Annotated in this window: 17 protein-coding genes; 14 read left to right on the forward strand and 3 right to left on the reverse strand. The window is 39.0% G+C overall.

From position 1 onward, the window contains the following. Window positions 1-15: 15 nt before the first annotated feature. Window positions 16-1,413 carry an asparagine--tRNA ligase gene (asnS, locus tag QUE86_RS15625; protein WP_130051533.1) on the reverse strand — a complete coding sequence of 466 codons (1,398 nt, stop codon included), beginning with the start codon at window positions 1,411-1,413 and terminating at the stop codon, window positions 16-18. A 271-nt stretch (window positions 1,414-1,684) separates the two neighbouring features. Between asnS and QUE86_RS15630 the strand changes: the two genes are divergently transcribed. Beyond that, a complete protein-coding gene (locus tag QUE86_RS15630) occupies window positions 1,685-2,119 on the forward strand; it encodes an AAA family ATPase (RefSeq protein ID WP_130051532.1) in 435 nt (144 codons plus the stop codon). 43 nt (window positions 2,120-2,162) lie between these two features. Here the strand turns inward: QUE86_RS15630 and bioA are convergent, their stop codons facing one another. Then, the gene (gene bioA, locus QUE86_RS15635; RefSeq protein WP_256854423.1) at window positions 2,163-3,455 is read right to left on the reverse strand and encodes an adenosylmethionine--8-amino-7-oxononanoate transaminase; all 1,293 of its coding nucleotides are present in this window, start codon (window positions 3,453-3,455) and stop codon (window positions 2,163-2,165) included. A 97-nt stretch (window positions 3,456-3,552) separates the two neighbouring features. Between bioA and bioB the strand changes: the two genes are divergently transcribed. The 5 genes from bioB (at window position 3,553) to htpX (ending at window position 8,251) form a co-directional block, all read left to right on the forward strand. Further along, a complete protein-coding gene (gene bioB, locus QUE86_RS15640) occupies window positions 3,553-4,593 on the forward strand; it encodes a biotin synthase BioB (RefSeq protein WP_054553903.1) in 1,041 nt (346 codons plus the stop codon). A 7-nt stretch (window positions 4,594-4,600) separates the two neighbouring features. Next, window positions 4,601-5,734: an aminotransferase class I/II-fold pyridoxal phosphate-dependent enzyme gene (locus QUE86_RS15645; protein WP_286258312.1), complete on the forward strand. Its 1,134-nt coding sequence runs from the start codon at window positions 4,601-4,603 to the stop codon at window positions 5,732-5,734. Continuing rightward, window positions 5,731-6,519, forward strand: coding sequence for a methyltransferase domain-containing protein (locus tag QUE86_RS15650; RefSeq protein WP_286258314.1), 789 nt, complete (start codon window positions 5,731-5,733; stop codon window positions 6,517-6,519). The genes QUE86_RS15645 and QUE86_RS15650 overlap by 4 nt, the downstream gene beginning before the upstream one ends. 13 nt (window positions 6,520-6,532) lie before the next feature. Further along, window positions 6,533-7,216 carry a dethiobiotin synthase gene (bioD, locus tag QUE86_RS15655; protein WP_286258316.1) on the forward strand — a complete coding sequence of 228 codons (684 nt, stop codon included), beginning with the start codon at window positions 6,533-6,535 and terminating at the stop codon, window positions 7,214-7,216. A 174-nt stretch (window positions 7,217-7,390) separates the two neighbouring features. Next, entirely contained in the window at window positions 7,391-8,251 is an 861-nt protein-coding gene (htpX, locus tag QUE86_RS15660; RefSeq protein ID WP_167657693.1) for a protease HtpX, read from the forward strand. 38 nt (window positions 8,252-8,289) lie between these two features. Here the strand turns inward: htpX and QUE86_RS15665 are convergent, their stop codons facing one another. Next, window positions 8,290-8,493: a hypothetical protein gene (locus tag QUE86_RS15665; protein ID WP_054561447.1), complete on the reverse strand. Its 204-nt coding sequence runs from the start codon at window positions 8,491-8,493 to the stop codon at window positions 8,290-8,292. Window positions 8,494-8,573: 80 nt separating this feature from the next. Here QUE86_RS15665 and QUE86_RS15670 point away from each other — a divergent pair, with 80 nt between their 5' ends. From QUE86_RS15670 to QUE86_RS15705, 8 genes are all read left to right on the forward strand, one after another. Then, on the forward strand, window positions 8,574-9,053 hold the full coding sequence (locus tag QUE86_RS15670) for a GNAT family N-acetyltransferase (RefSeq protein ID WP_256854418.1): 480 nt from the start codon (window positions 8,574-8,576) through the stop codon (window positions 9,051-9,053). A gap of 81 nt (window positions 9,054-9,134) precedes the next feature. Next, window positions 9,135-9,566, forward strand: a complete 432-nt coding sequence (locus QUE86_RS15675) for a DUF3859 domain-containing protein (RefSeq protein ID WP_286258323.1) — start codon at window positions 9,135-9,137, stop codon at window positions 9,564-9,566. A 20-nt stretch (window positions 9,567-9,586) separates the two neighbouring features. Continuing rightward, window positions 9,587-9,997, forward strand: coding sequence for a GFA family protein (locus tag QUE86_RS15680; RefSeq protein WP_256854417.1), 411 nt, complete (start codon window positions 9,587-9,589; stop codon window positions 9,995-9,997). Between the two features lie 5 nt (window positions 9,998-10,002). Next, window positions 10,003-10,314, forward strand: coding sequence for an antibiotic biosynthesis monooxygenase family protein (locus tag QUE86_RS15685; RefSeq protein ID WP_286258328.1), 312 nt, complete (start codon window positions 10,003-10,005; stop codon window positions 10,312-10,314). Between the two features lie 283 nt (window positions 10,315-10,597). Further along, on the forward strand, window positions 10,598-10,957 hold the full coding sequence (locus QUE86_RS15690) for a group I truncated hemoglobin (protein WP_286258330.1): 360 nt from the start codon (window positions 10,598-10,600) through the stop codon (window positions 10,955-10,957). Beyond that, complete coding sequence (locus QUE86_RS15695; protein WP_286258332.1) at window positions 10,948-11,832, forward strand: GGDEF domain-containing protein; 885 nt, start codon at window positions 10,948-10,950, stop codon at window positions 11,830-11,832. Before QUE86_RS15690 ends, QUE86_RS15695 begins: the two co-directional genes overlap by 10 nt. A gap of 66 nt (window positions 11,833-11,898) precedes the next feature. After that, complete coding sequence (locus tag QUE86_RS15700; RefSeq protein WP_286258334.1) at window positions 11,899-12,327, forward strand: hypothetical protein; 429 nt, start codon at window positions 11,899-11,901, stop codon at window positions 12,325-12,327. Between the two features lie 70 nt (window positions 12,328-12,397). Beyond that, window positions 12,398-13,006, forward strand: coding sequence for a HEAT repeat domain-containing protein (locus QUE86_RS15705; protein ID WP_167657687.1), 609 nt, complete (start codon window positions 12,398-12,400; stop codon window positions 13,004-13,006). The last annotated feature ends 71 nt before the right edge of the window (window positions 13,007-13,077 follow it).

Below are 13,077 nucleotides of genomic sequence, written 5' to 3' on the forward strand. Positions count from 1 at the left end.
ATCTAGCGTTACTTATTAGTAAGTCGCGCTGCCTTTTGTACGAGGGAAGGCGATAACGTCACGAACGTTGCCCATACCTGTTACATAAGCAACTAAGCGCTCAAAACCTAAACCAAAACCAGAGTGTGGAACAGTACCGTATTTACGCAGATCACGGTACCAGCTATAGTCTTCTTTATCTAAGCCCATTTCTTCTAAACGTTTGTCTAGTACATCTAGGCGCTCCTCGCGTTGAGAGCCGCCGATGATTTCACCGATACCCGGCGCAACGACATCCATCGCTGCCACTGTTTTGCCGTCTTCGTTTTGACGCATGTAGAACGCTTTTATATCACGCGGGTAATTTTTGATAACTACTGGTGCGTTAAAGTGTTCTTCAGCAAGGTAACGCTCGTGCTCAGATTGTAAATCTACACCCCATTCAACAGCGAACTCGAACTTCTTGCCGCATGCTTTTAAGATTTCGATAGCATCAGTGTAATCGACTTGAGCGAAATCTTTTGTAACGAACTCTTCTAAACGAGAGATAGCTGTTTTCTCTACACGTTGTGCAAAGAATTCCATGTCATCACGACGTTCAGTTAATACTGCATTGAAAACATATTTCAGCATATCTTCAGCAAGTTTTGCGATATCTTCTAAATCTGCGAACGCAACTTCAGGTTCAACCATCCAAAACTCTGCTAAGTGACGCGATGTGTTTGAGTTCTCAGCACGGAAAGTAGGGCCAAAGGTATAGATTTTTGACATTGCAGATGCGTATGTCTCACCATTTAACTGACCAGATACAGTTAAGAACGCTTCTTTACCGAAGAAATCTTCGCTGTAATCGATGTCACCTTTATCTGTGCGTGGCAAGTTTTGCATATCTAAAGTAGATACACGGAACATTTCACCTGCACCTTCACAGTCACTTGCAGTGATAATAGGCGTGCTGATCCAGTAGAAACCTTGTTCGTGATAAAAACGGTGAATCGCTTGTGCTAAACAGTTACGTACACGAGTTACTGCGCCCATAATGTTAGTACGAGGGCGAAGGTGCGCATGTTCACGTAAATACTCAATGCTGTGACGTTTAGCTGACATAGGGTAAGTATCTGGGTTCTCAACCCAACCTAATACTTCAACAGAGTTAGCCTGAATCTCGAAAGACTGCCCTTGGCCTGCTGAAGGAACAAGGATACCGGTTACAGAGACTGAACAACCAGCAGTTAAACGTGTGACTTCATCATAATTATTGAGTGAATTAGGTACTACCGCTTGAATAGGATCAAAACACGAACCGTCATGAACGGCTAAAAATGAAATTCCTGCTTTTGAATCGCGGCGTGTACGGATCCAGCCTTTTACTGTTACTTGGCTGTCTACCGCAACCTTGCCTTTTAATAGCTCTGAAATCGCTAAATGGCTCATCTTCACTCCAATGATATAAGTTGCCTAATATTATAATGCTGTGCATTGCACTTGAATCGACTATCTTACCTTCGTAAATCAAATAAAAAAACTATTCAAGCGTACTCTTTAGTAGTTTTTCTTCAATTGGATAAAATAGCAGCAATATTTTGCGTAAAATTTGCGTTTATTTAAATTCTCGCTGCGCTAATTGGTTATTTTGTGGCATTATTAACAATTCTCAACAGGATAACTGTCCTTTAGTCTTTAATTAATTTGTATAACAGGTGCTATGAAACAAGTTTTTATTCTTCGCGGCTTACCAGGTTCAGGTAAATCATATTATGCACAAAGCCTTGCTGATGAGTTGGTAGCAGGTAATGAAAGTGACTATGTAGTGTGCGCAACAGATGATTATTTTTACAATAGCGAAGGTGTATATCAATTTGATAAGTACAAGCTACCTGAATATCATAATCTAAACCTTGCGCGCTTTATTAATGCTTTAGCAGAAGAAATTCCGCTAGTGATTGTTGATAACACCAATATCAAAAAGTGGGAATTTATCGCTTACGCACAAGCTGCCACTGCATTGGGTTATCAAGTAAAAGAAGTCATCGTTGGTGAAATTAAAGATAAATCATTGCAGCATCTTTACGCCAAGCGCTGTGAACATAAAGTACCGCTTCGAATGATCAGTAAAATGGCATATATGTTTGAATGGTAAAGTTTAAAGGAAAAGGAAGCAGCAGCTTCCTTTTTTAATGTCTTCAATACGCTTGTTGTTCAATGGCTGCAAAAATAGCATCACATAATTTCGTTAGGCTTTGTTCATTGCTTATATATGGCGGCATTAAATAAATTAACTTGCCAAATGGGCGGATCCAAACACCTTGCTCTATAAAAAAGCGTTGAATTTTAGCTACATCAACATTTTGATTAAGCTCTACAACACCAATAGCGCCTAATGTGCGCACATCAACGACTGCATCGAGTTGCTTACATTTAGTAAGTTGGGATGTTAGCACGTCATTTATGTGTTCAATTTGTTCTTGCCAAGGTTGCTCTAGTAGTAAATCAATACTCGCGCAGGCTGTGGCACAGGCAAGCGGGTTACCCATAAACGTTGGGCCATGCATTAATACGCCGGCTTCACCTTCACTGATCCCAACAGCGACTTTACTGGTGGTTAATGTTGCTGATAGCGTCATCATGCCACCTGTTAATGCTTTGCCAATACATAAAATATCTGGCTCGATATTGGCATGTTCAACAGCAAACAAGGTACCGGTGCGGCCAAACCCTGTGGCGATTTCATCACAAATAAGTAAAACATCATACTTATCGCAAAGAATGCGCAGGTGTTTTAAGTAATCAGGATGGTAAAAATTCATGCCTCCGGCATTTTGAACAATGGGTTCAATGATAAAAGCAGCCACATCTTGATGATGAGCTGCAAAATAGCTTTCAAGCGTATCCGCTTCAGCAGGGCTAAACTCTTCATTAAATTTAGAAATAGGAGCCGGCACAAAAACATGTTCAGGTAAAAACCCTGAATACATGCTGTGCATTGAATTTATTGGATCGCAAACGCTCATGGCTGCGAAGGTGTCGCCATGATAACCCTTTAGCGGCGTCATTAACTTTTGCTTGCTGGTGTATCCTTGGCTTAACCAGTATTGCAAAGCCATTTTGATTGCGACTTCAACACTCACAGAGCCACTATCGGCTAAGAACACTTTATCAAGTGAAGCAGGTGTCATACTTACCAACTTTTTACACAGCTCAACAGCGGGCTCATGAGTTAAGCCACCAAACATGACATGGCTCATTTTGCTAACTTGCTTGGTGATTGCCTCATTTAAAACAGGGTGGCAGTAACCATGAATTGCACTCCACCAAGAGGCCATACCATCTATTAGGCTTTCACCTGTTTCTAAGAAAATACGATTTGCATTTGCATGACTTACTGGATACACGGGAAGGGGTTGAGTCATAGAAGTATAAGGGTGCCAAATATGGTCACGATCAAAATCTAAATCTACTGGTTGTTTATTAATCATATGTAAACTTTATATCACTTCAATTCGTTGACAATGTTACGTCAAGTCGTAGACTAAGCCAATCAAACCGTCCTAATAATTTAAAAAAGAGACTATTATGGAGCACGCAGTTGTCCGTCACGATTGGACTCACCAAGAAGTAAAAGCATTATTCGAAATGCCATTCAATGATTTGTTATTTAAAGCGGCCAGTGTTCACCGTGAAAACTTCAACCCAAATGAAGTACAAATTTCTACTTTGTTATCGATTAAAACCGGTGCTTGCCCAGAAGATTGCAAATATTGTCCTCAGTCAGGTCATTATAAAACAGACCTAGACCGTGAGCGCCTTATGGAAGTAGAAAAAGTGGTTGAACAAGCGCGTGTTGCTAAAGAAAAAGGGGCAACACGTTTTTGTATGGGGGCTGCTTGGTCTGACCCTAAAGAGCGAGATATGCCATATATTTCTAAAATGGTAAAAGAAGTTAAAGAACTTGGGCTTGAGACTTGTATGACACTTGGCATGCTAGATAACGAAAAAGCTCATGCATTAAAAGACGCCGGTCTTGATTACTACAACCATAACCTTGATACATCGCCAGAGTATTATCAACAGATCATTACAACACGTACTTATCAAGACCGTTTAAATACCATTGATAATGTACGTGATGCCGGAATGAAAGTGTGTTCAGGTGGTATAGTCGGTATGGGAGAACAGGCTGCTGATCGTTTTGGTTTATTAATGCAATTAGCAAACTTGCCGCAACAGCCAGAGAGTGTGCCAATTAACATGTTAGTTAAGGTGAAAGGTACACCTCTTGAAGATGTAGAAGACTTAGATCATTTTGAGTTCATTCGTACTATCGCAGTTGCACGTATTATGATGCCTAAAAGTTATGTTCGTTTATCAGCTGGCCGTACTGCGATGAATGAACAAATGCAATCTATGTGTTTCTTTGCTGGTGCTAATTCAATTTTCTACGGGGATAAGTTACTGACTACAGAAAACCCTGAAGCAGACGCTGATATGATGCTGATTAAAAAATTAGGCATGAACCCAGAAACCCGTGAAGATTATTCTGATGAAGCGGTTGCAGCATCGCTTTCTTCAAAAGTTGCCGATAAAGCAACATCAGAACTATTTTACGAAGCGTAACATTTAAATGGCTTTCGATTTTATTGCCGAGCATCTTGAAGAGCGTCAAGCAGATGCATTACTGAGACAGCGTCAACTTGTTGAGCAATCAAGCGGGCGTTTTATAAAAGTTTCTGGTAAACAATATTTAAATTTTGCCAGTAATGACTACCTTGGCTTTGCTGATGATTTTATCGAAATACAAGCGCAGCAACTAGGTAGCCACAGTTCTGCTCTAGTGAATGGCTATAATAAAGCGCAGCAACAGCTTGAACAGCGTTTATGCAAGCTATTAGGCTTTGAAAGCGCGATGTTATTTAATAGCGGATTTAGTGCTAATAGCAGCGTATTAAAAGCATTGTTTCAAGATAAAAGCGTGGCGCAATCATCGGCAATTTTTCAAGATAAGCTCAATCATGCCAGCTTAATTGATGGCGGCCTTCATTCTGCCGCTGCTATGGTGCGTTTTAATCATAACGACCTAAAGCATTTAGAATCTCGGCTACAAAAGTCAAAAGCAAAGCATAAACTCATTGTGAGTGAAGGTGTGTTTTCAATGGATGGTGATAAAGCCCCCATTGAAGAACTGTTTAAACTTGCTAAACAATACGATGCGTGGCTCATGATTGACGACGCCCATGGCTTTGGCGTATTAGGTGAGCAAGGCTTAGGAAGTTGTGAGGTAATCAAGCCAGATTTATTAATTATCACCTTTGGAAAGGCACTTGCAAGTAGTGGTGCTTGCCTGCTTGCGTCAAAACAAATGGTTGATTACATGCTGCAGTATAATCGTGAATACATCTATTCAACAGCGATGTCACCATTGATGGCAAGTTGTACGCTTGAGCGACTTGAAAAGTTAATTAAGGCTGATGAGAAACGCTCTCAGCTTATAGAGAATATTGCTTACTTTAGAGTGCTTGCTAAAGAGCATAACTTAGCATTAATGGAATCAACAACGGCTATACAACCTTTGGTTCTAGGTGATGCAGAACATACACTTGCCGTTGCGAATAAGCTCAAAGAAAAAGGCGTATGGTTAACTGCTATTCGACCACCCACGGTACCTTATAATACGGCACGACTTAGGATCACCTTAAGTAGCGCGCATCAACCTGACGATATAAAACAGCTGGTTGATTCGCTAGTGGAGTGTTTATGATTGTTCAACTGCAAGCCGCTACAAATTGTCAAAGTAATAAGCTAACAACACAAACTAAGTTTTCTAGAGCCGCTGCAAATTATGCAAGTCATGCCAATGTTCAAAAACAAGCTGCTACACACTTATTTAAAATGATGGCAAATAAGCATCAGCAGGGTACTTGCCTTGACTTAGGGGCAGGGCCTTTAGTTAACACGGCAATGCTTAAAACACATTTTGATACTGTACTGGCAATGGACTTAAGTCATTCCATGCTAAGCACAGAGCAAAGCCCGCGTTGTTTAAAAGTGTGTGCTGATATGGATAACTTACCTTTACAACAAAATACACTTGATTGTGTATTTAGTAATTTTGCAATGCAATGGTCTGCTGATTTTAAAGAACTGCTTAAAAACCTTTTTTGTTCTTTAAAAATAGGCGGAAAAGTCTATTTAAGTTGCGTTGTAGATGGATCGCTTAAAGAGATTAAACAAGCATTTAGTTGTATAGATCAGCAAAGTCATATTAATCAATTCCATTGTGCTAATAAGGTTATTGAGTATGCAAAATCTGCGGGGTTTAAACTGAATTTTGCTGCCGATAGATGTTATATAGATACCTATAATTCACCCTTAGAAGCCCTGCGTTCGATTAAAGCTATTGGCGCTACATCACTACAAACTAAGCAAAAACGCCAAGGGTTATTAACGAGGCATGCCCTCAATAGTGTTTGTAAGACATACCCTCTGGTTGATGGGCATGCTAGAGTGAGCTATCAAGTTGTCCTTTTAGAACTAGAAAAATAGAATTAATTAAATAATGAAAGAATTTTTTATCACTGGTACAGACACCGATGCTGGAAAAACCCATGTAACCAGTTTGTTGTTAAACTTACTGGCGCAACATAAACAGCGTGCCGTTGGTTTTAAACCTATTGCTGCAGGTGCAGAAGAAGCATTTGGTCAGCTAGTTAATGATGATGCTTTAACTTTAATGGAAAGCTCATCGATTGGGGTTAAATATAACATTGTTAACCCTTTTACTTATGAGCCACCTATTGCACCGCATATTGCCGCTGCTCAAGTAGGCGATAGACTCACATTTGACAAGCTCGATACTGCTTATGCGAATGTAAAAGCACTCAATACTGATTATATTCTTACAGAAGGTGCTGGTGGCTGGTGTTTGCCTATCAACGAAACTGATTTGCTCTGTGATTGGGTTAAATCACAAGACCTTCATGTTATTTTAGTGGTTGGCTTGAAGCTAGGCTGCCTTAATCATGCTTTATTAACTGCTGCTCACTTTAATGCACTTGGTGTCAATTGTGTAGGTTGGATTGCAAATCATGTAGATCCTAACATGCGTGAGCAAGACGCAAATTTAGAAACCTTAAAATCAACATTACCTTTCCCGCTTTTAGCGATTAGTCCTTATACAGAAGGCACTCCTAAGTTAAAAATTTACAAAACCTTACTTGAAATTTTATCTATCAACCCATAATAATTGAGTTGTTACTTTTGACATACTCTGTCACAATTGGTTGCAATTAGTTCCTTGCGACCAATTGCATACGTCTTAAACTAAGTTGGAAGTAAGCCCAGATAATTTTATTAACTAACGATTTTTAACCATGTCGTTAGTTAATACAATTGGTATGTTTATTCTGAGGTTTTTATGAAGCGTGTATTTTTGTTTCTACTGACTAACCTAGCGGTAATGCTAGTGTTAGGTATTGTGTTGTCTATTGTGATGAGCGTGCTGGGTATTAGCCATCGCAGTCTAGGCGGCATTTTAGTTATTTCAACCGTATTTGGTTTTGGTGGCTCGTTTATTTCGTTATTTATGTCGAAATGGATGGCAAAAAAATCAACCGGTGCACATGTTATTGAACAGCCACGTTCTGAAACAGAACAATGGTTAGTTTCGACGGTAGCGGCGCAAGCAAAAAAAGCAGGTATCGCGATGCCAGAAGTGGCTATTTACGATAGCCCTGAAATGAACGCATTTGCGACTGGCCCAAGCAAGAACAACTCACTGGTGGCTGTGAGCACCGGTTTATTACACAACATGAACCAAGATCAAGCTGAGGCTGTATTGGCTCATGAGGTATCACACATTGCAAATGGCGACATGGTAACGCTTACTCTTATTCAAGGTGTAGTGAATACCTTTGTTATCTTTATGGCGAAAGTATTAGCAGGTATTGTTGATAACTTCTTAAATAGTGATGAAGAAGAGGGCGGTAGTAGCTGGACTTACTTCTTGTTCGATATGATTTTCCAAATGCTATTTGGTGTTCTAGCAAGTGTGATTGTTGCTTACTATAGCCGTAAACGCGAGTTCTCTGCGGATGCCGGTGCAGCAAGACTTGTAGGTGCAGACAAAATGCGTAGTGCCCTTGAGCGCTTAAAACAAAACCACCCATCACAACTAGAAGGTTCAATGATGGCGTTTGGTATTGCAAGCGGTAAAGGTGTTGCCGAGTTATTCTCATCGCACCCACCACTTGATGAGCGTATTAACGCATTACGTTAATTGTAAAGACGAAAAAGCCAGCTTGATGCTGGCTTTTTTTATTGTTGGTTTTTCTCGCGCTCGAGTTGTTGTGGTAATAAAACCTCAACAATTTCACGGGCCGGTAAGGTATACCTTACACCATCGAACATCACTGAAGTGTGTTCATCAATACTAGTGATCCCTGTTAAAGTCCAGCCTTCGCCGCGTTCTTTACAGTAGACTGTGGTGGTAGGTTGAATTACTTTAAATTCTTCACTCATCGAACTTAATCTAATTGCTTGAAATTGCATTTATAGTAAGACAATAATGCCAGCTCATAAAGTAAAAAGAAGAAATTAACGTGTCAAACCACGATGACTTAGCCTTTGACTTACGTCCCATTCGTCATAAAGATTGTCAAGCGATTTGGGGTATTTTAAAAGATCCCCATGTTCAATCGTTTAATGATTACAGTAGTGACATAACGAAAGGTGACGTATATGACTTTATTCAAGGCGACATAGAACGTTTTTATAATCAACAAGGCATTCGTTTAGTTATTGTTTTAAGAAGTAGTGGGCAAGTTATTGGCAGTGTTGGCCTATTTAACATAATTAACGGGCAAGGTATGTTGGGATTTGAATTGTCATCGCAATTCTTTGGCAAGGGGATAATGCAAAAGGTATTAGAAATGCTATTTGACAAACTGACTACCTTTGTAGCGACTCCGCTTAACAGTGTGGTGGCTTTAGTTAATCCAAATAATAGTGCAAGTATTAAGCTGTTAAAAAAATGCGGCTTTCAAAATCATGAAGCTCACTGGATAAAGTATATTAACTAATTACTATAATAATACAATCTTGTTCTGCTAGTGTTGCTACTATAAAATGGCGTCTCATTTTAAAAAGGAGCGCTTGCAACGATGGCAAAAGCCAAACCAATTATCAGTATTGAAAGTTACGGCATTTACAGCCATTGGGATGCAAAAGAGAAAGACCTGCCTCAAATCACCGAGTTTACAACAGACGTTCCGGCACAGTTAGATATTGAATTTGGTTTTATTGTTAACATTAAAAAGGCCAAAGGACAAAAAATAAAGTTTTGCGTTTACCATCCAGATATCCCAGATGAAGAAGGCGAGATCATGCCACCATTTGAGGGCGAACAGTACGTTAAAACAAACGATTGGCAGTTTTACTTAGGTGATACTATATGGGCACCTGTTGATAATAAAGTTGGCATTTGGCGCATGACTATTGAGTTAAATGGTCATATAATTGCCGATAAATCCTTTAACTTATTAAAGGAAGCCGAAGGTACAGCCACTGATTTTTGGAAGCATCGCGGCTATTAATCTTTAATCTGAGAGGGACTATGTATCAAGGAAGTTGTTTGTGCAGCAAAGTAAAAGTAACAATTGCTGGTGGTATAGACTCAATTATTCATTGTCATTGCTCTTTATGTCGGAAAAATTCAGGCACAGCCTACGCAACCAATGGCTTTATTCAACGAGATGGTTTTAACCTCACAGAGGGCAAGCAGCATCTGAGTGCCTTTGAATTTAAACCCGGTAGAATTCGTTATTTTTGTAGCTGCTGTGGATCACCAGTTTATAGTGAGAATAAAGATGACCCAAGCCGTTTACGTATTCGCTTAGGTTTGTTAGATAGCGATATAAACGAGCGTCCGATCAGCCATAACTTTGTGAGTTCTAAAGCAAACTGGGATACGTTTGACACAGAAATACCATGCTATGATGGTTTTGAACCAAGTAGAGCGAAGTAATAGCCATGATAGCGAATACACCTAAACCGCCTTATTACGCCGTAATTTTTACGAATATCTTATCTGAGGATACCGCTGGGTATGAAGAAGCGGCCAATAGAATGGTTGAGCTTGCAGAGCAACAACCAGGGTATTTAGGCATGGAGTCTGTTCGTGATGGTTTGGGTATTACGGTATCGTATTGGCAAAGCTTAGATGCGATAAAAGCCTGGAAACAAAACCTGGAGCACTTAAATGCGCAGCAGCTTGGTAAAGATAAATGGTACAGCGCGTTTACAACGCGTATTGCTAAAGTCGAACGTGATTATTCATTGTGATACATAGTAGTCTTGTTAAGAACACATCATACTTTTATGAAGTTTATTTCAATCTCGGCATATCTTTGAATTTAAGATTTTTAATCAACAGATATGATGTGTAAGAGGGGGTAATAATATACACGTGCAAAAAATGAGAATAATCGCATTATTGCTTATTCAAAAAATGCAAAATCTCTTTTCCTTTCTATAATTTAAATATCAATAGCTTGCAGACTTTCTTGTCATCTTTTGTGGTGCCTTATTAGCTACTAAAATATTTATCGATAATACAGGACTCGGTGTGGAATCTTCTTTGTTTATCAAATACGGTGGTTTTTCTAGAATTTATAACGTCATAGAAAAGTTTTATGACAATATTTTGAAGTCAGAAACCCTTAATGCACATTTTAAAAATACCAATATGGAAAGGCTGATTCATCATCAAACAAGTTTTATCTCATCTTTAATGGGGGGGCCTGATTACATCAGTGATGAACAGCTAGCACAAGCCCATAAAAATTTAGGTATTAATCTTAAAGATTGGCAAGAAATGATAAATATCTTGTCGCTTACATTTTCTGAACAAGGAATATCAGAAGATGACGCGAAGCAAGTCATAGCTAAGCTTGAAACAAAACGAGACTTTATTGTATGTCATTAGAACAAAACAACTCGGATTATTCTGTTTTAAATTATTTGCAGTTACCTGTCGTTGTTTTTTCGGCTAATGAACACAAGGAAGTATTTCAAAACAACTCATTTCAACTAGTTGCACAGCATTATCTTGATGCATCGAACAATCCAACTAACAGAGGCTTAGTACAATTAATTATTTCAAAATTATTAGAAAATGATACTGATAAGCTTGAAGTAGAAATTAATGATGCTTCATATCGTCATATTTTTAGGTTTACTGCAAATGCAGTCGGTGAGCACGTCATTGTTGAAGGTGAGGATATAACCGAACTTAAGAGAAACCAGTTTTTGTTTAACCGCACAAACACTCTCTTAGAAGACTACAGTAAGCAAATGTTTGAACTTGCTCATACTGACCAATTAACAAATGTGCCAAATAGGCGAGCCTTGTTTGCAAAATTCAGTCAGTTACAATCAAAACATGAAGAATTTAGTTGTACTGTTTCACTTATCGATCTTGATCACTTTAAGCGTTTTAATGATTCATTTGGCCATGATTTTGGCGACCAAGTATTAGTCACCTTTACGAAGCATGTAAAAGATAGCATTGATGATACGTGTTATTTTGCAAGACTTGGCGGTGAAGAGTTTTGCCTTATTCAAACAAATAATAAAGACACGGTTTGTTTTGCCAATACCGAAAAACTATTGCAAACAACGAAGACCATAAAGCTAATGACGCCTGATAACTCAAATATAGGCATGTCGTTTAGCGCAGGTGTTGCTGTGTATGGTAATGACGGCATTTCACTTGATGAGCTTTTGAATAATGCCGATAAAGCACTTTATTTTGCAAAAGAGAATGGCCGTTCGCGTGTAGTAAAGTTTGAAGGTGCTTAAAGCGCTAAATTTTTATTATTTATCTACTATATTGTGTTGGTTATTTGATGCTTGAGTGCAAAGATTATGAATAAATGGAAATTCCTTCGTATTGCTTTAATATCCTTCATAGCAGTCTCATCTCTATTTACTCCGCTTGAGCCGAAGGCTAACCCGGCTATCAATTTGAGTGCATTAGGTGTTATTTTTGTATTTACCTTTTTGGCTCTTTTATTTGTTGTTGGCATGCAAGTTGTTAATCCTCTATCAGCGAAGGTATGGCACAAGCCTGATTGGAATCACAATCCATTCAGCTTGAAAGACCCAATTCAGTTCTTTCATCTTGCTGCGTATATAATGCTTGTTCAAGGCGCTGTTGTTTTATCTCGATTGCTTATCTCAAGTATTCCATTTTACTTAGAAAGCCTAGTCCCGCTCGTTATAGGCGCTGGGGTACTAATTGGAATCAAGCTTGCTATGCTTCTTTTTAGGATGAAGTATGCTGAGAACACCTAACAACAGAATTAGAACGTTCATTATAAAGCGATTATTTAGCTACCCTATATGTATTACGAAGAGCTGAATAATGAATGAAATAATGGAACAACTGAGAGACAAGAAATCCCAAAAACGTCGTTCAGCAGCGAAGAAGTTGCGGAAGCTAAAAGATATTAACGCTGGTCCGTATTTATTGGCTGCGCTTGAGAATGAACTCAATGATGAAAGGACTTGGGAAACACAGTATCAGATGATCATGGCTATAGGTGAATGTGATTATAAGCCAGCATTGCCATTTTTAAATGGACTCGTAAAGCAAGATAATAAAGCAACTATGCTTTACGTCGCTATTGGAGATGCAATAGTAAGACTTTCTACAGAGAATGAAAGAGACACTGCTACAATATTTAAGCTTATTGATATTGGCAATGAGGCACTCATTGAAGGGGCTTTTCGAGCAATGGCTATGCTAAAAATGATACCGGGTGATAGTGAGATAGAAAAAATTATCAATTACGTTGCTGCAAAAGATTTGAACCAAGGTATTCATTTTTGGGTCGTAGCAGCAGCTCCTGGGTGGTCAGGATTAATAGTAGAAGAATACTTAAATTATTGTGAAAGGTCACCGCGTGAAGAAATCACCAACGCTGTTGCTCTTGGACGTAAGGGAAAGTACAAGAAATGGAGTCCACTGTAAGATGAAAAGCAGTAAATACGCCTTAACGCGTAGCTACCTAGCATCATTTTTAATTTTATTTAGTGGCGGAG

Origin of the sequence: Pseudoalteromonas apostichopi, from assembly GCF_030297135.1 — a bacterium.
GTDB lineage: Bacteria > Pseudomonadota > Gammaproteobacteria > Enterobacterales > Alteromonadaceae > Pseudoalteromonas > Pseudoalteromonas apostichopi.

Excerpts from the sequence above, each read along its gene's own strand:
- asnS (WP_130051533.1), bottom strand. The coding sequence starts at position 1,413 with ATGAGCCATTTAGCGATTTCAGAGCTATTAAAAGGCAAGGTTGCGGTA.
- QUE86_RS15630 (WP_130051532.1), top strand. The coding sequence starts at position 1,685 with ATGAAACAAGTTTTTATTCTTCGCGGCTTACCAGGTTCAGGTAAATCA.
- bioA (WP_256854423.1), bottom strand. The coding sequence starts at position 3,455 with ATGATTAATAAACAACCAGTAGATTTAGATTTTGATCGTGACCATATT.
- bioB (WP_054553903.1), top strand. The coding sequence starts at position 3,553 with ATGGAGCACGCAGTTGTCCGTCACGATTGGACTCACCAAGAAGTAAAA.
- QUE86_RS15645 (WP_286258312.1), top strand. The coding sequence starts at position 4,601 with ATGGCTTTCGATTTTATTGCCGAGCATCTTGAAGAGCGTCAAGCAGAT.
- QUE86_RS15650 (WP_286258314.1), top strand. The coding sequence starts at position 5,731 with ATGATTGTTCAACTGCAAGCCGCTACAAATTGTCAAAGTAATAAGCTA.
- bioD (WP_286258316.1), top strand. The coding sequence starts at position 6,533 with ATGAAAGAATTTTTTATCACTGGTACAGACACCGATGCTGGAAAAACC.
- htpX (WP_167657693.1), top strand. The coding sequence starts at position 7,391 with ATGAAGCGTGTATTTTTGTTTCTACTGACTAACCTAGCGGTAATGCTA.
- QUE86_RS15665 (WP_054561447.1), bottom strand. The coding sequence starts at position 8,493 with ATGAGTGAAGAATTTAAAGTAATTCAACCTACCACCACAGTCTACTGT.
- QUE86_RS15675 (WP_286258323.1), top strand. The coding sequence starts at position 9,135 with ATGGCAAAAGCCAAACCAATTATCAGTATTGAAAGTTACGGCATTTAC.
- QUE86_RS15680 (WP_256854417.1), top strand. The coding sequence starts at position 9,587 with ATGTATCAAGGAAGTTGTTTGTGCAGCAAAGTAAAAGTAACAATTGCT.
- QUE86_RS15685 (WP_286258328.1), top strand. The coding sequence starts at position 10,003 with ATGATAGCGAATACACCTAAACCGCCTTATTACGCCGTAATTTTTACG.
- QUE86_RS15695 (WP_286258332.1), top strand. The coding sequence starts at position 10,948 with ATGTCATTAGAACAAAACAACTCGGATTATTCTGTTTTAAATTATTTG.
- QUE86_RS15700 (WP_286258334.1), top strand. The coding sequence starts at position 11,899 with ATGAATAAATGGAAATTCCTTCGTATTGCTTTAATATCCTTCATAGCA.
- QUE86_RS15705 (WP_167657687.1), top strand. The coding sequence starts at position 12,398 with ATGAATGAAATAATGGAACAACTGAGAGACAAGAAATCCCAAAAACGT.